Origin of the sequence: Pseudonocardia lacus, from assembly GCF_018531445.1 — a bacterium.
In the GTDB taxonomy this organism is placed as follows: Bacteria; Actinomycetota; Actinomycetes; order Mycobacteriales; family Pseudonocardiaceae; genus Pseudonocardia; species Pseudonocardia lacus.
On sequence record NZ_JAHDTH010000001.1, the window covers coordinates 42,776 to 59,974 of the forward strand.

Sequence of the window (17,199 nt, forward strand, 5' to 3'; positions counted from 1 at the left end):
CCGAGGAGCACCGCGTGGAGATCGGTCTCACCGAGGAGCAGTCGGCCCTGCGGGCCGAGCTGCGCGACTACTTCGCCGGGCTGCTCACCCCCGAGGAGCGCCGGTTGCTGCTCACCGAGCGGTTCGGCCCGGTGTACCGCGACGTCGTGCGCCGGATGGGCGCCGACGGCCGGCTGGGCGTCGGCTGGCCCGTCGAGCACGGCGGGCGCGGCTTCGGCCCGGTCGAGCAGCAGATCTTCGTCGACGAGGCGCTGCGCGCCGACGTGCCGCTGCCGTCGGTCACGCTGCAGACCGTCGGCCCGACGTTGCAGGAGTTCGGCACCCCGGAGCAGAAGGCCCGGTTCCTGCCGGCCATCCTGGCCGGCGAGGTGCACTTCGCCATCGGCTACACCGAGCCGGAGTCGGGCACCGACCTGGCCTCGCTGCGCACGAGGGCGGAGCTGGACGGCGACACCTACGTCGTCAACGGGCAGAAGGTCTACACCACCGGCGCCCACGACGCCGACTTCATCTGGCTCGCCTGCCGCACCGGCCCCCCGCGCCACCACGGCATCTCCATCCTGATCGTCGACACCGCCGACCCCGGCTTCTCCTGGACGCCCATCCGCACCTGCGACGGCGCGCACCACACCAACGCCACCTACTACTCCGACGTGCGGGTGCCGGTCGGGATGCGGGTGGGCGAGGAGAACGGGGGCTGGCGGCTGATCACCACCCAGCTCAACCACGAGCGGGTGATGCTCGGCCCGGCCGGCCGGATCGCCGCCCCGCTCGACCGGGTCCGCGACTGGGCGGCCGCGCGCCGCGCGCCCGACGGCTCGCCGCTGCTGGGCGCCCCGGACGTGCGGCGGGCGCTGGCCTCCGGGTTCGCCGTTCGACGGGTCAACGAGCTGCTGAACTGGCAGGTCGCGGCGTCGGCCGCGGCCGGGCCGGTCACCGTGGCCGACGCGTCGGCGACGAAGGTGTTCGGCTCCGAGGTCACCCAGCGGGTCGGGCGCGAGCTCGCCGAGGTCGTCGGGCGCCACGGCGACCCGGCCGACCCGGCGACCGCCGAGCTGGTCGAGTGGCTGGAGGTGCACGCCCGGCGCAACCTGGTGATCACCTTCGGCGGCGGGGTGAACGAGGTGATGCGCGAGATGATCGCGACCGCGGGTCTGGGGCTGCCGAGGGTGCCGAGGTGAGCGCGGGCGTGGCACCGGTCGCCGATGCCGTGCAGGACCCGGCCGAGCGGATCCGGGAGGCGGCCCGCCGGCTCGTCGAGGCCGGGGACTGCGCGCCGCGCCCGGCCCGCGACCCGGTCAACGAGCCGATGATCAACAACTGGACGGAGGCGCTCGGCGACGCCAACCCGGCCTACCCGGGGATCGCGCCGCCGGCGATGGTGCAGGTCTGGACGATGGGCGGGCTGCACGGGCAGCGCGCCGACGACGACCCGCTCGGTGCCATGACCCGCGTGCTCGACGAGGCCGGCTACACCTCGGTGGTGGCCACCGACTGCGCCCAGACCTACGCCCGCGCGCTGCGGCCCGGGGAGCGCCTGGCGGTCCGGGCGCGGCTCACCGACGTCGCCGGGCCCAAGCGCACCGCGCTGGGCGAGGGCTGGTTCGTGACGACGGTGAGCACCTGGACCGTCGACGGCGAACCGGTCGCCGAGATGATGTTCCGGATCCTGAAGTTCCGGCCCCCGCCGCCACCGCCACCCCCGCGCCAGGTACCGCGCCCGCAGGTCAACCGCGACACCGCCTACTTCTGGGAAGGCACGGCCGTCGGAGAGCTGCGCATCCAGAAGTGCGGGGAGTGCGGGGCGTTGCGGCACCCGCCCGGTCCGATGTGCCCGCGCTGCGGGGCCACCCGGCCCGGGTACGTGGTGGCCTCGGGGCGCGGCGAGGTCTACAGCTTCGTCGTGCACCACCACCCGCCGCTGCCGGGGCGGGAGGTGCCGTTCGTGGTCGCGCTGGTCGAGCTGGAGGAGGGCGTGCGGGTGCTGGGTGAGCTGCGCGGCGCCGATCCGGGGGCCGTCCGGATCGGGGCGCCGGTCGAGGTCGACTTCGACCGCATCGACGACGAGCTGGTGCTGCCGGCATGGCGGCCGCGGTGACGCGCGCCCCCGGGGCCCCGCCCGCCGTCGGCACCGAGCTGCCCGCGCTGCGCCTGGACGTGACCGCGACGTTCGTGGTGGCGACGGCGCTGGCCACCCGCGACTTCCAGGACGTCCACCACGACCGGGTCGCCGCCGTCGCGCGCGGCTCGAAGGACATCTTCCTCAACATCCTCACCACCACGGGGCTGGTGCAGCGCTGCGTCACCGACTGGGCGGGTCCGGCGGCGGTGGTGCGCGCCGTGTCGATCCGGCTCGGGGTGCCCTGCTACGCCGGCGACGAGCTGGTGCTGGGCGGGCGGGTGGCCGCTGTCGAGGCGGCCCACGCCGGTGGACCGGAGGGCGTGGAGGTGCTCGTCGAGGTCGTCGGTCGGTGCGGTCTGGGTGACCACGTCACCGGTACCGTGAAGGTGGTGCTGCCGTGAGCGCGCTGTCCGGGGCGGCGTCGGTGGTCGGGATCGGGGCCACCGAGTTCTCCAAGGACTCCGGGCGCAGCGAGCTGCAACTGGCCGCCGAGGCGGTGCGCGCCGCGCTCGACGACGCCGGCCTGCGACCGTCCGACGTCGACGGGCTCGTGACGTTCTCGATGGACGCCAACGCCGAGATCGCCGTGGCCCGCGAGCTCGGCGTGCCGCGGCTGCGGTTCTTCGGCCAGATCGGTTACGGCGGCGGGGCCGCGTGCGCGACCGTCGGGCACGCCGCCATGGCCGTCGCCACCGGCGTCGCCGACGTCGTGGTCTGCTACCGGGCGTTCAACGAGCGGTCCGGGCACCGGTTCGGGCGGGTGGCCGCGGGTGCCACGGCGGCGCCGACCTCCGGCGGCATCGACAACGGCTGGCAGTACCCGGTGGGCCTGTCCACCCCGGCCGCGACCGTGGCCATGTTCGCCCAGCGCTACCTGCACGAGTTCGGCGCCACCAGCGAGGACTTCGGCCGGGTCGCGGTGGCCATGCGCCGCCACGCCGCGACCAACCCGCGCGCCTGGTTCCACGGCCGGCCCATCACGCTGGCCGAGCACCAGGCCTCGCGCTGGATCGTGGAGCCGCTGCACCTGCTGGACTGCTGCCAGGAGAGCGACGGCGCGGTGGCCGTAGTCGTCACCAGTACCGCGCGCGCCCGGGACCTGCCGCACCCGCCCGCGGTGATCACCGCGGCCGCCCAGGGCAGCGGCGCCGACCAGTTCACGATGACCAGCTACTACCGCGACGACCTCACCGGCCTGCCCGAGCTGGGCCTGGTGGCCCGGCAGCTGTGGGCCCAGGCCGGGATCGGGCCGGCGGACGTGCAGGTCGGCATGCTCTACGACCACTTCACCCCGTTCGTCCTGGTCCAGCTGGAGGAGCTGGGGTTCTGCGGGCGCGGCGAGGCCCGGCACTTCCTCGCCGACGGCGGGATCGAGCTGGACGGCGCGCTGCCGGTCAACCCGCACGGCGGGCAGCTGGGGGAGGCCTACATCCACGGGATGAACGGGCTGGCCGAGGGCGTGCGCCAGATCCGGGGCAGCGCCGTGAACCAGGTCGCCGACGTGCGGAACGTGGTCGTCACGGCCGGGACCGGCGTACCGACGAGCGGTCTGGTGCTGGCCGTCGGCTGAGGCGTGGGGCACCGGCACGGGCGACAAGCCTCACTGGTCGATAACAGTACTGGCACTTGACGAGCGGTGATCGAGAGCGCACACTCGGTGAGTACGCATCGACGTACGAGCGAGGACGGGTAGCTCCGCTCCCAGGCCAACGCCGCGACGATCCCGTCGGCGGCCCTCCCGCCCAATCACGCACCGCAGGTCCCGCGCCACCCGAGCCGCAGTCATCGGCTCGCCGTGACGCAGCGCGGTGCGTCACGGCGCCTCCCGGAACGGGGCGGCCGGTCCGCAGGCTCCGAGCCGACCTCGATCGGCCCGCCGACCCTGCTCCGCCACGACACGGCTCTGCCATGTGCTGACACGGGTCAGCGAAGAAGGAACCCCATGTTTGGAAGAATGCTGACCGCTGCCGCAGCGGCCGGCCTGGTATTCGGCTACGTCAGCACAGCGGCGTGGTCGTCCGAACCACCACCCGAGACCGCCTCGGCCTCCCCGGTCGCGACGGTGCACGCCGAGCCCGCCACCGAGCGGGGAACCGATCCGTTCGTCCCGGTGGCCGCGACCGTGCCCGTCGAGATCTCGGTGGCGCCGGCGAGCGGAGCGGTCCCCGGAAGCGCCCCGGGCCTCTACGGCGGCACCGAGCAGAACGCCTGCGACCGCGCCGCGATGGTGGCGTTCCTCCAGGGGAACGCCGACCGCGCCACCGCGTTCGCCCACGCCGAGGGCATCGGGACGGCCGACATCGCGAGCTACGTCGCCGAACTGACCCCGGTCGCGCTCCGCGCCGACACCGCGGTGACGAACCACGGCTTCGTCGACGGCCGCGCCGCGCCGTTCCAGTCCGTGCTGCAGGCGGGCACCGCCGTGATGGTGGACCGCTTCGGCACGCCCCAGGTGCGCTGCTTCTGCGGCAACCCCCTGGCCGCACCGGCGGCCCCGGCGGCGGCGGTCACGATCACGTACTCGGGCGAGGTGTGGCCGGGTCTGTCGTCCGGGAACGTCGACGTGATCGTCCCGGCGCAGGCGCCCGTGGACGAGTTCACCATCGTGACCGCGACGGGCGGGGCGCTCGACCGCCCGGCCGGTTCCGACGGCGAGCGGGACACGGGCTCCGACCGCGGTGACGGCACCGGCACCGGCGACGGCACCGGCAACGGCGACGGCGACGGCACCGGCGACGGCACCGGCACCGGCACCGGCACCGGCGACGGCGACGGCACCGGCACCGACGGCAACGGTGGCGGCACCGGCAACGGTGGCGGCGGCACGGGCAACGGTGGCGGCGACGGCGGCGGCACGGGTAGTGACGGCGACGACGGGACCGGTCCCGATGACGGTGACGGTGACGGCACCGATCCCGACGACGGAACCGATCCCGACGACGGCACGGGCCCTGGTGACGGCACGGACCCTGGCGACGGCACGGACCCTGGTGACGGCGGCACGGACCCTGACGATGGGACCGACCCTGACGATGGGACCGACCCTGACGATGGGACCGACCCCGACGACGGGACCGACCCCGACGACGGGACCGACCCCGACGACGGGACCGACCCCGACGACGGCACGGACCCTGACGACGGGACCGACCCTGACGACGGGACCGACCCCGATGATGGGACCGACCCCGATGATGGGACCGACCCCGATGATGGGACCGACCCCGACGACGGCACGGACCCTGACGACGGCACGGACCCTGACGACGGCACGGACCCTGACGACGGCACCGATCCCGACGACGGCACCGATCCCGACGACGGCACCGATCCCGACGACGGTGAGCCCGCTTACGTCGCCTGCGTGGTGAGCGAGGGAGTCACCCAGACCGCAACGACGGTGACGGGTACCTCGGCCAACGACACCATCGACTGCACCAACGCGACCGGTGGCAAGACCATCACCGGCGGCGACGGAAACGACACGATCACCGGCACGGTCTACGACGACAACATCAGCGGGGGCGCCGGCAACGACACCCTCACCGGTGGCCCTGGAGAGGACACCATCGACCCCGGCGAGGGCGAGGACACCGTGACGCTGTCCGACCAGACCCCGAACCCGTACCCGGGACCGCCTGCCGTGGCGGCCCGCGTCGCGGCTCCGGCCGCGGTCGAGACACCGGCGGACGTGCCTGCCGACGCTCCGGCCGAGGCGCCCGCTCCGGCCGAGCTCTCCGCCGATGCACCGATCGACGCCCCGGCGCCGGCCGAGGCGCCGGCCGAGGCGCCGGTCGACGCACCAGAGCCGGTCGAGACGGTCGTCGAGGACGAGGACGACCCTGCTCCCCCGACCGAGGAGCAGGTGACTGTGCCCGACGAGGACCAGGTGTCTGTTCCTGAGGAGGACCAGGTGTCTGTTCCTGAGGAGGACGAGGTGTCTGTTCCTGAGGAGGACCAGGTGTCTGTTCCTGAGGAGGAGCAGGTGACTGTGCCCGACGAGGACCAGGCGACTGTTCCTGAGGAGGACGAGGTGTCTGTCCCTGACGAGGACGATTTGACTGTTCCTGACGAGGACGAGGTGACTGTTCCTGATGAGGACCAGGTGACCGGTCCCGACGAGGACGAGGTGTCTGTTCCTGACGAGGACGAGGTGTCTGTTCCCGACGAGGACCAGGTGACCGGTCCCGACGAGGACCAGGTGACCGGTCCCGACGAGGACGAGGTGTCTGTTCCCGACGAGGACCAGGTGACCGGTCCCGACGAGGACCCGGGCACGACCCCGACCGAGGACGAGGAGACCGGACAGGTCGAGGACGAGGCGACCGACACCGCCGACGTCGACAACCCGTAGGGATCGCCGCCCGGTCCGGCGGGATCCTCGCAGGCGAACCGGGCACGCAGTGGCCCCGACCTCCGCGGAGGAGGTCGGGGCCATTGCGCTGCCGCTTCGAACCGCCGCCCGGACCGACCGCGTCCCGGCGGCCGGTAGGCTGCCGGCGATTCTCGGGTCGGCCGCATCCAGTTGAGCGCGCCACCTCCCGACCACGGACGGTGAGGCTGGGTTGTGACGGGTCCGCGCGGCGAGAGCTCGTCCGCCCCGACGCTGCGCCAGCTCATCCGCTCGCGCATGGCCGAGCGCGGGTGGTCCTACGCCGATCTGGAACGCGAGTCCGGGCGGGCGCTGAGCCGCGGTCGGTGGCAGCAGTTGGGGTCGGCGGACGCGCAGCACAAGTTCCCGAACCCGGAGTCGTTGACGATCATCGCGCAGGTGCTGCAGATCGACGTCACCTCGGTCGTCCTCGCTGCCGCCCGCGCGGTCGGCCTGCCCGTGGCCGTGCAGACCAGCGAGCTGGCGAACCTGCTTCCCGCGGGCACCGAGCGGCTCTCCGCACCGATGCGCGACGCCATCCTGGGTCTGGTGCGCGCGGCCGTCGCCGAGGCGGCCGCGGATCCCGTTCGCGGCGAGGTCGGCGGGGTGACCCTGGAGTGGCCGAAGGGATCCGCGCCGTCCCGGCAGGACCCGGACGCCCCGGCCCGCCGCGCGGAAGCCGACCTCTAGTCACGACCCCTCGGCGCGGCCGACTCGATCAGGTGGTGTTCGACGCGGAGGTGGAACGTCCGCGCTGCGCGCAGCGGTACAGACGGTGTACGGCTCTCGCCCCGGTCACCGGTTCGCGCCGGCGGGGCCCTGTCGCAGAGCGCTGCACGTCGCACCGACACCGGCGACCCAGCTCCCCGCGCATCCCGATCGGAAGGAACCGCGCGGTGCCATCCTGGAGTCCCGTCCCCACTCCCCGGAGCGCAGCCGGCACCGACCCGACGGCCGGCGCTGACGTGCGGGCGCTCGTCGCAGGCCTGGAAGGCGCGATCGACGTCGTGGTCACCCCGATGCCGGACGTGGTCGCCCGGCTGTACAGCGGTGGGCGGGTGAAGGTGCTGTACCTGGACCGCGACAGCCCGCCCGAGGACCTCCGCTGGGCGCTGCGGGAGGTGCTCCGGGTCCTGGCGCTGGGACCCGCGGCGGCGATCGCCGCAGTCCCCGTCCCGCGACTGCGCCTGGTCCGCAACTAACGCCTTGGCGGCCCCAGGTGTCTTCGCAGGGGCGGTGTGGTCGGCGCAGAGTCCACAGCATCTGCGAGGACTACGGGGACTCTGCGGAGACGGCGGCGACTCCGACGAGGGGCAGGCGCCCCTGCGCGACCGCGCGGTCGATGTCGCCGCGCAGATCGGGGCAGCCGGTGCGCGGGTCGAAGGCGGGGCAGCGGCGCTGGGCGTCGGCGGTCCACTGGATGCTGGTGTGCTCGGCGCTGGTCTTGCGAACCCGGACCGCCGCTCCACAACGGGTGCAGTCGACGGTGACCAACCCGGATTCGAGGAACTCCCGGCGATCAGCAGCGGTGCTGGTCACGGGGTCGTCGCGGCCTCGCGCCGGCGGAGGTTCTCGGCGACCTCGCGCTCCCAGGCAGCCACCGCGCGGGTCGTGTCGACCTCGAACTCGAACCGCTCGACCATCTCCGGGGTGACGTCCTCGACGTCGACGTAGAACTGCTCGTACCAGCGGCGCAGCTGGTAGACGGGGCCGTCGCCGTCGCAGAGCAGCGGGTTGTCGATGCGGGTCTTGTTCTTCCAGATCGCCACGTCCTGCTCGAAGCCGACGCCGGTGCCCTTGGCGAACTTCGCGGCCATCGCGTCGGCGTCGGCGTCGGAGACGCCCGGTGGCTTCTTCACGATCGCGCCCCACTGCAGGACGAACGAGTCGGGGCTGACCGGGTAGTGGCAGTTGATCAGCACCGTCTCCACGGTGTAGCCGCGCACGGTGTTCCACAGGTAGTCGATCATGTACGAGGGCCCGTAGTAGGACGCCTCGGAGCGCAGGACGCTGTCCTGGCCGGTGTAGGTGGTGCCCGAGCCGATGTCGGGCCGGCCGCGGGAGTCGAGGTACTGGGTGGCGACGTGGCCCTCGAAGACGTTGCGGAACGCCATCGGGAACGCGAAGTGCACGTAGAAGAAGTGGGCCATGTCGACGACGTTGTCGACGATCTCCCGGCAGTTCGCGCCGTCGATGCGGATCGCGTTCCAGGTCCAGTTGCTCCACTCGTCGGAGAACGCGCCCGGGATGCGCGGGATGGACACCTCCGGCGGCGGCGGGTTGCCCTGGGGGTCGTGCCAGACGAACAGCTGGCGGTTCTCCTCCAGGGTCGTCCACGCGCGGGTCCTGGCCCGGGGCGGGACCCGCTTGGCGTAGGGGATGCCCACGCACCGGCCGGTCCCGGCCCAGCGCCAGTCGTGGAAGGGGCAGGCGAGCGCGTCGTCCTTGACGGTGCCCTGGCTGAGGTCGCCGCCCATGTGCCGGCAGTAGGCGTCCAGGACGTGCAGCGCGCCGCGCGAGTCGGCGAAGACCACCAGCTTGGTGCCGAAGGCCTCGACGGCGTGCGGGCGGCCGTCGCGGAAGGTCTCGGCCAGCCCCAGGCAGTGCCATCCCCGGGCGAACCGGGTGGGCGCCCGCCCGACGTCGATGGTGCGCACGGCCTGGTCGGTGCCTGCGTCGGTCACTGCTTCGGACACTGGGTCGGACACTGGGTCGGACACTGCATTCCTCCGTGGAGCTACAGGCGCTCGAGGATCGAGCCGGTCGCCATGGCGCCGCCGGCGCACATCGAGACCAGGGCGGTGGTCGCGTCGCGCCGCTCCAGCTCGTGCAGGGCGGTGGTGATCAGCCGGGCGCCGGTGGCGCCGACGGGGTGGCCGAGCGCGATGGCGCCGCCGTTGACGTTGACCCGCTCCGGGTCGGGTCGGTGCACGCCGCTCCAGGACAGCACGACCGACGCGAACGCCTCGTTGACCTCGCACAGGTCGATGTCGCCGATGCCCATGCCGGCCCGGCGCAGGACCCGCTCGGTGGCCTGGACGGGACCGTCGAGGTGGTAGTAGGGCTCGGCGCCGATCAGGCACTGGGCGATGATCCGCGCGCGGGGGCGCAGCCCCAGCTCCCGGGCGCGGTCGGCGTCCATGATCAGCACGGCGGCGGCGCCGTCGGAGATCTGCGACGACGTCCCGGCGGTGTGCAGGCCGTCCTCCAGCACCGGGCGCAGCCCGGCCAGCGCCTCCGTGCTGGTGGGGCGCAGGCCCTCGTCGCGGGTGACCGTGGCGGTGCCGGTCTCGACCGGCACGATCTCGCGGGCGAACCGGTCCTCGGCCCAGGCCTTGGCCGCCTTCTCCTGCGACGCCAGCCCGAAGGCCTCCAGGTCCGCGCGGGACAGGCCGCGCCGGGCCGCGATGCGGTCGGCGGCCAGGAACTGGTTGGGCATGTCGATGTCCCAGGTGTCGGGCTTGGGGCGCCCGACGTCCTGGCCGACGTTGGCCCCCAGCGGGACCCGGCTCATCGCCTCCACCCCGCAGGCGATGCCGACGTCGATCGCGCCCGCGCTGATCAGCCCGGCAACCAGGTGGCCGGCCTGCTGGGCGGAGCCGCACTGCGCGTCGATGGTGGTGGCACCGGTGGCCTCGGGCAGCCCGGCGTGCAGCCAGGCGGTGCGGGTGACGTTGCTGGACTGCTCGCCGGCCTGCGTGACGCACCCGCCGATCACCTGCTCGACGAGCGCCGGGTCGAGGTCGGCCCGGGACAGCAGCCCGCTCAGCGCCGCGCCGAGGATCTGCGCGGCGTGCAGCCCCGACAGCGCGCCGCGGCGGCGCCCGATCGGGGTGCGGACGGCGCTGACAATCACCGGTTCGCCCATGCGACCCAAACTAGAACACGTTCTCTACCGGGACAAGCGGCCCCTCGTCCCCGGCGGTTCCGCTGGGTCGCGCGCCGTGCTTGACTCGGCTAGAACACGTTCCATTCGGAGGTGCCAGTGACCGCTACCCGCATCCCGGACGGGTTCGACCTCACCGACCCGGACCTCTACACCCGCGGCGTCCCGCTCGCGGAGCTGGCCGAGCTGCGCCGCACGGCGCCGGTCTGGTGGAACAGGCAGCCCCGCGGCACCGCGGGCTTCGACGACGACGGCTTCTGGGCGGTCACCCGGCACGCCGACGTCCGGGCCGTCTCGCTGGACAGCCAGCTGTTCTCCAGCTACGAGAAGTGCGCGCTGATCCGGGTGGGGGAGGGGTCCGGCGAGGACCACCTCGACACCCAGCGGCTGATCCTGCTCAACATCGACCCGCCCCAGCACACCGCGCTGCGCGGCATCATCTCCCGCGGGTTCACCCCGCGCGCGATCAACGGGCTGCGCGATGCGCTCGCCGAGCGGGCCGAGCGCATCGTCGCCGCCGCCATCGCCGAGGGCACCGGCGACTTCGTCTACGACGTGGCCAGCGAGCTGCCCCTGCAGGCCATCGCCGAGCTGCTCGGCATCCCCCAGCACGACCGGCGCAAGATCTTCGCCTGGTCCAACCAGATGATCTCCGGCGACGACCCGGAGAGCACCGACGACCCGCAGCTCGCGGCGGCCGAGCTGCTCGGCTACGCCATGGGCATGGCCGAGCAGCGCAAGGGCTGCCCGATGGACGACATCGTGACCAAGCTCGTGCAGGCCGACGTGGGCGGCTCCGCACTGTCGTCCGACGAGTTCGGCTTCTTCGTCCTGCTGCTGGCCGTGGCCGGCAACGAGACCACCCGCAACGCCATCACCCACGGCATGCTGGCGTTCCTGGACAACCCCGAGCAGTGGGAGCTGTTCAAGGCGCAGCGCCCGGAGACCGCGGCCGACGAGATCGTGCGCTACTCGACCCCGGTTGTGGTGTTCCAGCGCACCGCGATGGCCGACACCGAGCTGGGCGGGCAGCGCATCCGCAAGGGCGAGCGGGTCGGGCTGTTCTACAGCTCGGCCAACTTCGACGAAGAGGTGTTCACCGACCCGCAGCGCTTCGACATCACCCGCAGCCCGAACCCCCACCTGGGCTTCGGCGGGCGCGGGGCGCACTACTGCATCGGGGCCAACCTCGCCCGCCTGGAGATCGGCCTGATCTTCAACGCCATCGCCGACCACATGCCCGACATCGCCCGCGCGGGCGAGCCGGTCCGGCTGCGCTCGGGCTGGCTCAACGGCATCAAGAAGTTCCCGGTCCGCTACGTCCCAGGAGTCTGATCACCGATGAGGACCCGCGCAGCAGCGTTGCTGGAGCAGCCCGGCAAGTGGCAGGTGATCGAGGTCGAGCTGGACGAGCCGCGCGAGCACGAGGTGCTCGTCCGGTTCGTCGCGGCCGGGCTCTGCCACTCCGACGACCATGCCGCCACCGGCGACATGCCGATCGGCAAGCTCCCGCTGATCGGCGGGCACGAGGGCGCCGGGGTGGTGGAGGCGGTCGGGCCCGGGGTGCGGTCGCTGGCCGTCGGCGACCACGTCGTCGCCCAGTTCGTGCCCACCTGCGGGCGCTGCCCGGCGTGCGTCTCCGGCGGCGGCAACCTCTGCGACCTGGGGATGTTCGCGCTGGCCGGCAGCATGCCCGACGGCACCTACCGGGCCCACCGCGACGGCGCCGACGTCGGGCAGATGACGATGGTCGGCACGTTCGCCGAGCACGCCGTCGTGCCCGAGTACTCGCTCACCAAGATCGCTGAGGACATCCCGTTCCGGGTGGCCGCCCTGCTCAGCTGCGGGGTGCCCACCGGCTGGGGCTCGGCCGAGTACGCCGCCGGGGTGAAGGCGGGCGACACCGTCATCGTGATGGGCACCGGCGGCGTCGGGATCAACGCCGTGCAGGGCGCGGCCGCGCGCGGCGCCGCGCACGTCATCGCGGCCGACCCGGTGGCGTTCAAGCGCGAGAAGGCCCAGGAGATGGGCGCCACCCACGCCTTCGCCGGCATCGACGAGGCCGCCGAGTTCGCCCGCTCGGTCACCGGTGGCCAGGGTGCGCACTCGGCGATCGTCACGGTCGGCGTCACCACCGGCGAGCACGTCGCCCAGGCCGTGAACGCGATCGGGAAGATGGGCACGGTGGTCGTCACCGGCATCGGCAACATCGCCGACGAGGGCGCGCCGATCAACTTCTGGCTGCTGTCGATGATGCAGAAGCGGATCCAGGGCGTGATCTTCGGGATGGGCACCCCGCCGCACGAGATCACCCGCCTCGCCGAGCTGTACCGGGCCGGCCGCCTCAAGCTCGACGAGCTGATCACGAACACCTACCGGCTCGACGAGGTCAACCAGGGCTACCAGGACATGCACGAGGGCCGCAACATCCGCGGCGTCGTCCTGCACGACACCTGACCGCCCCCGCCCCGCCCCTTTCCGTCGAGAACGAACTTGTCGTGAATGTGGACCGGTCCAATTCACGACAACGTCGTTCTCGACGGCACTGGACGGTCAGAGGCGGGTGATGACCTCGTCGGCGAAGCGCCGGATGCTGTCGCGCTTGGCGGCGAGGGGGGCGTGGAAGCCGGTGCCGTCCAGGGCCCACGGCATGACGATCGCGTCGGTGACGCCGATGTCGGCCTGCTGGCGGTAGCCGTCGAGGCCGAAGCGGTCGATGCACACGGCCTGGACCTCGAACGGCTCGGCGGCGCGGCCGGCCTCGGCCCGCAGCGCGTGCAGCCGCTCGACCGTGGCCCGCAGGTCGTCGAACGTGATCATCGCCGAGCTCCAGCCGTCGTGGCGGGCGGCGCGGCGCAGGCCGGGGGCGGTGTGGCCGCCGACGTAGATCGGCACGCGCGCGGTCGGGGCCGGGCTCACCTGCAGCTCGTCGAAGTCGAAGAACTCGCCGTGGTGGGCGACCATGCCCCCGCCCAGGATCAGCCGGATCACCTCGATGGCCTCGTCGGCGCGACGTCCGCGGTGGGCGTAAGGCACGCCGCACCACTCGAACTCCTCCGGCGCCCAGCCCAGGCCCACCCCGAACCCGAACCGGTTGCCGGTGATCGTCGCGACCGAGGCCACCTGGCGGGCCAGCGGCACCGGGTAGCGGGAGCCCAGCTTGAGCACCGCGGTGTAGAAGCGGATGCGGCTGGTGACCGCGCCCATCGCGGCGGCGGCGACGAAAGGGTCGATCCACGGCGTGTCCGCGTCCCAGAACCGGCCGCCGTCGGGCGTGTAGGGGTAGCCGGCCGACACCTTCCCGGCGAAGAAGACCGAGTCGGGCAGCGCGATCGAGGCGAAGCCGCACTCCTCGGCCGTGCGGGCCAGCTCCAGCAGCTCGTCGAGCGGGCAGAGGGCGATGGTCAGGCTGAACTTCATGGCTTGTCCGCGCCCACGACCCACATGGAGTAGAACTGCGAGCCGCCGCCGTAGGCGTGCCCGAGCGCGGTGCGCGCGCCCTCGACCTGGTGGTCGCCTGCCCGGCCCATCACCTGCATGGCCGACTCGGCGAACCGCAGCAGGCCGGACGCGCCGATCGGGTTGGACGAGAGCACCCCGCCCGACGGGTTCACCGGCAGCCGCCCGCCGATGGCCGTCTCCCCGGCCTCGACCAGGCGCCACCCCTCGCCCTCCGCGGCGAACCCGAGGTTCTCCAGCCACATCGGCTCGAACCAGGAGAACGGCACGTAGATCTCGGCGACGTCGATCTCGGCGAGCGGGTCGGTGATGCCGGCCTGCGCCCACAGCGCGGCGGCCGCCGCCCGCCCGGCCGCCGGGTTGACCTGGTCGCGCCCGGCGAACGTGGTCGGCTCGGTGCGCATGGCGGTCGCGTGGATCCAGGCCGGGCGCTGCGCCGCGTCGCCGGCCGCCTCGTCGCCGATCACCACCGCGCAGGCGCCGTCGGAGGAGGGGCAGGTCTCGTCGTAGCGGATGGGGTCCCACAGCACGGCCGAGGCCCGCACCGACTCCACGGTGATGTCGGGCTGGTGCAGGTGGGCGTAGGGGTTGCGGGCGCCGTTGCGCCGGTCCTTCACCGCGACCATGGCGCCGATGTGCTCGGGCGCGCCAGAACGTCGGATGTAGGAGCGCACGTGCGGGGCGAAGTAGCCGCCCGCGCCCGCCCCGACCGGCATCGAGAACGGCGGCACGATCGACAGCGCCCACATCGCGTTGGACTCGGACTGCTTCTCGAACGCCACCGCCAGCACCCGCCGGTGCACGCCCGCCTGCACCAGGCTCGCCGCGACGACACCGGTCGAGCCGCCGACCGAGCCCGCCGTGTGCACCCGCAGCAGCGGCTTGCCGGTGGCGCCGATGGCGTCGGCCAGCATGAGCTCGGGCATCATCACGCCCTCGAACAGGTCCGGCGCCTTGCCGAGCACGACGGCGTCGATGTCGGCCATGCCGACGCCGGCGTCGGCCAGCGCGCGGTCGATCGCCTCCCGGCACAGCCCGGCCATCGACACGTCGGTGCGCCGGCTGACGTGGTGGGTCTGCCCGGTGCCCAGCACCGCCGCGAGCTGCCCAGCCCCGGACGTCCCTGCCCCGGCCATCAGTCGCGTCCTTCCATCACGCACACCAGGTTCTGCTGCAGCGCCGGACCGTTGGTGGCGTGCGCCAGCACCCGGTCGGCGCTGCCGTCCATCACCCGCGACGCCGCTTCGCCGATGCGGGTCAGCCCGGCGGCGAACATCGGGTTGCCGCACAGCGGCCCGCCCGACGGGTTCACGCGCGCGGAGTCGGGCAGCCCGACCTCGCGGCGCAGCAGCAGCTCCTGGGAGCTGAACGGGGCGTGCAGCTCGGCGACCTGCACGCCGTCGGTTCCGATATCGCCGCAGGCGGCGGCCGCGGCGGCCGCGGTCGACGGGCTGCGGTGCAGCTCGCGCGCCCCGAGCACGGGGGAGTCGATGCGGTGCTCCAGCCCGGTGATCCAGGCCGGGTGCTCGCACAGGTCCTCTGCCGCGCTGGCGGCCGCCAGCACCACCACGGCGGCGCCGTCGGTGACCGGGGGGCAGTCGTGGGCGCGCAGCGGCTCGGCCACGTAGGGCTGGTCGAGCAGGGTGGCCGCGTCGACCTGGTCGCCGAGCTGGGCGTAGGGGTTGGCGATCGCATCGGCGCGGCTGCGCGCGGCCACCTCGGCCATGTCCTTCTCGCTCCACAGCCCGGCGTCCAGCCCGGCCCTGGCCTGCAGCGCCGCGACGCTGACCGCGTCGGGCCACAGCGGCGCGACCGTGTAGGGGTCGAGCTGAAGCGCCAATACCCGGCGCAGGTCGCCGGCCGAGGACTTGCCGAACCCGTACACCGCGGCCGTGCGCGCCTGCCCGGTGCGGATCTTGACCCAGGCCTCGTAGAACGCCCAGGCGGCGTCGGCCTCGACGTGCGACTCGACGATCGGCGGCACGGCGCCGATCGCGTCGACCGCGGAGACGAACGAGAACGCGCGCCCGGCCAGGTAGTCCGAGGAGCCCGAGCACCAGAAGCCGACCTCGCGCCGCGGCAGTCCGGTGGTCTCCAGCACCTCGGTGATGATCGGGACGAGCATCTCCACGCCGTTGGTGGTGCCCGTCGTCTCGGCCACCTGGGGCGCCTGCGCGAACCCCACGACCGCGATGTCGGTGCGATTCACTCTCCCTCGCTTCGCTCGGTCGGTGCTGTGTTGAATGGTTCGCCCGCAAGCTCGCTCACTACAGGTGCTCCCGGTAGGACTCGAAGGGGGCGTCGGGTTCGCCGGTGGGCCGGAAGTGGTCGACGTTCTCCAACGAGGTGGTCCACCGCTCGCGCGGCTTCCACGCCGCCTCGACCCGCATCCCCATCCGCACCTCATCGGCAGCGCAGCCCAGCACCAGGTGCAGGAACGCGATGTCGGCCCCGTCGAGCAGCACGTACGCCGCGACGTAGGGGGGTGTGATCCGTTGCCCCAGGAAGGGCACGTTGACGATGCAGAAGGTGGTGACGATGCCGCGGTCGGGCAGTTCCACCTCCTCCTCGGTGGGCACCCCGTCGGCCGGGCAGGCGCCGCGCGGCGGCACGTAGACCTTGCCGCAGGCCGGGCAGCGCTGGCCGATGAACCGGCCCTCGGCCAGCGCGCGCAGGTAGCGGCTCTCCTGCACCGAGGCCGAGTGGCGGTAGGCCAGGTGCACCGGGGTGGTCAGCATCGTCACCGGCTCGGTGCCGGCGGGGGGCGGCGCGGCGGGTCCGCGCGGCTCGGCGCCGGGTCCGGCGGGCTCGAAGCAGGCGATGTCGCGGATCGAGCCGACCGGCTCGTCGACCCAGCGCGCCCGCACGCGCATCCCGGTGCGCATCCGGTCGGGTGAGCCGGCGTCGACGGCGTGCAGCAGCGCCGTGTCGGCGCCGTCCAGGCGCACCAGCGCCCAGCCGAACGGGTGCTGCAGCGGCTGGCCGGCGATCGGGTCGGGCATCCACGACCAGGACACGACGGTGCCCTCGTCGGCCACCCCGACCGGCTCGGACAGCGCCTCGGAGGTCACCGGGTCGAACTCCACCGGTGGTACGTGCACCCGGCCGTCCGAGCCGCGGACGCCCTCGATCCGCCGCTCGCGCAGCGCGGTCATGAAGCGGCCGAGCACCGGACCGAGCGATCGCGTGTAGTCGAAGCCGACGTCCAGCGGCGCGGAGAGCGGGGTGTCCGGAGCGAGCGGGGTGGCCACCGAGCAAGTAGAACAGGTTCTCGATCGGCTCGGCAACCACCGCCAGCAACGCTGCCGCGGACCGCTGGGATCGAATAGAACAGGTTCTCGACCGGACTGGCAGGATGGT

At 73.2% G+C, this 17,199-nt stretch carries 16 protein-coding genes; 9 read left to right on the forward strand and 7 right to left on the reverse strand.

Translation table 11 applies throughout. The features are described from left to right. The first annotated feature begins 14 nt into the window (after nucleotides 1-14). From KIK08_RS00210 to KIK08_RS00240, 7 genes are all read left to right on the forward strand, one after another. Nucleotides 15-1,181 (forward strand): acyl-CoA dehydrogenase family protein, encoded by a 1,167-nt coding sequence (locus tag KIK08_RS00210; RefSeq protein WP_214400859.1) that lies wholly within the window; start codon nucleotides 15-17, stop codon nucleotides 1,179-1,181. Beyond that, nucleotides 1,178-2,098: a bifunctional MaoC family dehydratase N-terminal/OB-fold nucleic acid binding domain-containing protein gene (locus KIK08_RS00215; RefSeq protein ID WP_408004612.1), complete on the forward strand. Its 921-nt coding sequence runs from the start codon at nucleotides 1,178-1,180 to the stop codon at nucleotides 2,096-2,098. Before KIK08_RS00210 ends, KIK08_RS00215 begins: the two co-directional genes overlap by 4 nt. Then, complete coding sequence (locus KIK08_RS00220; protein ID WP_308257281.1) at nucleotides 2,095-2,523, forward strand: hotdog family protein; 429 nt, start codon at nucleotides 2,095-2,097, stop codon at nucleotides 2,521-2,523. Before KIK08_RS00215 ends, KIK08_RS00220 begins: the two co-directional genes overlap by 4 nt. Next, nucleotides 2,520-3,692 carry a lipid-transfer protein gene (locus KIK08_RS00225; RefSeq protein WP_214400861.1) on the forward strand — a complete coding sequence of 391 codons (1,173 nt, stop codon included), beginning with the start codon at nucleotides 2,520-2,522 and terminating at the stop codon, nucleotides 3,690-3,692. Before KIK08_RS00220 ends, KIK08_RS00225 begins: the two co-directional genes overlap by 4 nt. A gap of 384 nt (nucleotides 3,693-4,076) precedes the next feature. Then, nucleotides 4,077-6,476 carry a DUF6777 domain-containing protein gene (locus KIK08_RS00230; protein WP_214400862.1) on the forward strand — a complete coding sequence of 800 codons (2,400 nt, stop codon included), beginning with the start codon at nucleotides 4,077-4,079 and terminating at the stop codon, nucleotides 6,474-6,476. A 213-nt stretch (nucleotides 6,477-6,689) separates the two neighbouring features. Further along, nucleotides 6,690-7,184: a hypothetical protein gene (locus tag KIK08_RS00235; RefSeq protein ID WP_214400863.1), complete on the forward strand. Its 495-nt coding sequence runs from the start codon at nucleotides 6,690-6,692 to the stop codon at nucleotides 7,182-7,184. 206 nt (nucleotides 7,185-7,390) lie between these two features. Then, nucleotides 7,391-7,696, forward strand: a complete 306-nt coding sequence (locus KIK08_RS00240) for a hypothetical protein (protein ID WP_214400864.1) — start codon at nucleotides 7,391-7,393, stop codon at nucleotides 7,694-7,696. Nucleotides 7,697-7,766: 70 nt separating this feature from the next. Here the strand turns inward: KIK08_RS00240 and KIK08_RS00245 are convergent, their stop codons facing one another. The 3 genes from KIK08_RS00245 to KIK08_RS00255 are packed head-to-tail and all read right to left on the reverse strand — an operon-like array spanning nucleotide 7,767 to nucleotide 10,362. After that, nucleotides 7,767-8,033, reverse strand: a complete 267-nt coding sequence (locus KIK08_RS00245) for a hypothetical protein (protein ID WP_214400865.1) — start codon at nucleotides 8,031-8,033, stop codon at nucleotides 7,767-7,769. Next, nucleotides 8,030-9,178 carry a 3-ketosteroid-9-alpha-monooxygenase, oxygenase component gene (locus tag KIK08_RS00250; RefSeq protein ID WP_214400866.1) on the reverse strand — a complete coding sequence of 383 codons (1,149 nt, stop codon included), beginning with the start codon at nucleotides 9,176-9,178 and terminating at the stop codon, nucleotides 8,030-8,032. The genes KIK08_RS00245 and KIK08_RS00250 overlap by 4 nt, the downstream gene beginning before the upstream one ends. A 53-nt stretch (nucleotides 9,179-9,231) precedes the next feature. After that, nucleotides 9,232-10,362: a steroid 3-ketoacyl-CoA thiolase gene (locus KIK08_RS00255; RefSeq protein WP_214400867.1), complete on the reverse strand. Its 1,131-nt coding sequence runs from the start codon at nucleotides 10,360-10,362 to the stop codon at nucleotides 9,232-9,234. Between the two features lie 117 nt (nucleotides 10,363-10,479). On the opposite strand from KIK08_RS00255, the gene KIK08_RS00260 reads away from it, so the two are divergent. Both KIK08_RS00260 and KIK08_RS00265 read left to right on the forward strand, forming a co-directional pair. Then, the gene (locus tag KIK08_RS00260; protein WP_214400942.1) at nucleotides 10,480-11,715 is read left to right on the forward strand and encodes a cytochrome P450; all 1,236 of its coding nucleotides are present in this window, start codon (nucleotides 10,480-10,482) and stop codon (nucleotides 11,713-11,715) included. Nucleotides 11,716-11,721: 6 nt separating this feature from the next. Next, nucleotides 11,722-12,837: an NDMA-dependent alcohol dehydrogenase gene (locus KIK08_RS00265; protein ID WP_214400868.1), complete on the forward strand. Its 1,116-nt coding sequence runs from the start codon at nucleotides 11,722-11,724 to the stop codon at nucleotides 12,835-12,837. Nucleotides 12,838-12,933: 96 nt separating this feature from the next. Here KIK08_RS00265 and KIK08_RS00270 read toward each other — a convergent pair whose 3' ends face one another. The 4 genes from KIK08_RS00270 to KIK08_RS00285 are packed head-to-tail and all read right to left on the reverse strand — an operon-like array spanning nucleotide 12,934 to nucleotide 17,090. After that, nucleotides 12,934-13,800, reverse strand: coding sequence for a TIGR03619 family F420-dependent LLM class oxidoreductase (locus KIK08_RS00270; protein ID WP_214400869.1), 867 nt, complete (start codon nucleotides 13,798-13,800; stop codon nucleotides 12,934-12,936). Then, on the reverse strand, nucleotides 13,797-14,975 hold the full coding sequence (locus tag KIK08_RS00275) for a thiolase family protein (protein WP_214400870.1): 1,179 nt from the start codon (nucleotides 14,973-14,975) through the stop codon (nucleotides 13,797-13,799). The genes KIK08_RS00270 and KIK08_RS00275 overlap by 4 nt, the downstream gene beginning before the upstream one ends. Continuing rightward, complete coding sequence (locus KIK08_RS00280; RefSeq protein ID WP_214400871.1) at nucleotides 14,975-16,048, reverse strand: thiolase family protein; 1,074 nt, start codon at nucleotides 16,046-16,048, stop codon at nucleotides 14,975-14,977. The genes KIK08_RS00275 and KIK08_RS00280 overlap by 1 nt, the downstream gene beginning before the upstream one ends. 58 nt (nucleotides 16,049-16,106) lie before the next feature. Continuing rightward, on the reverse strand, nucleotides 16,107-17,090 hold the full coding sequence (locus KIK08_RS00285; RefSeq protein ID WP_308257282.1) for a Zn-ribbon domain-containing OB-fold protein: 984 nt from the start codon (nucleotides 17,088-17,090) through the stop codon (nucleotides 16,107-16,109). Nucleotides 17,091-17,199: the final 109 nt, after the last annotated feature.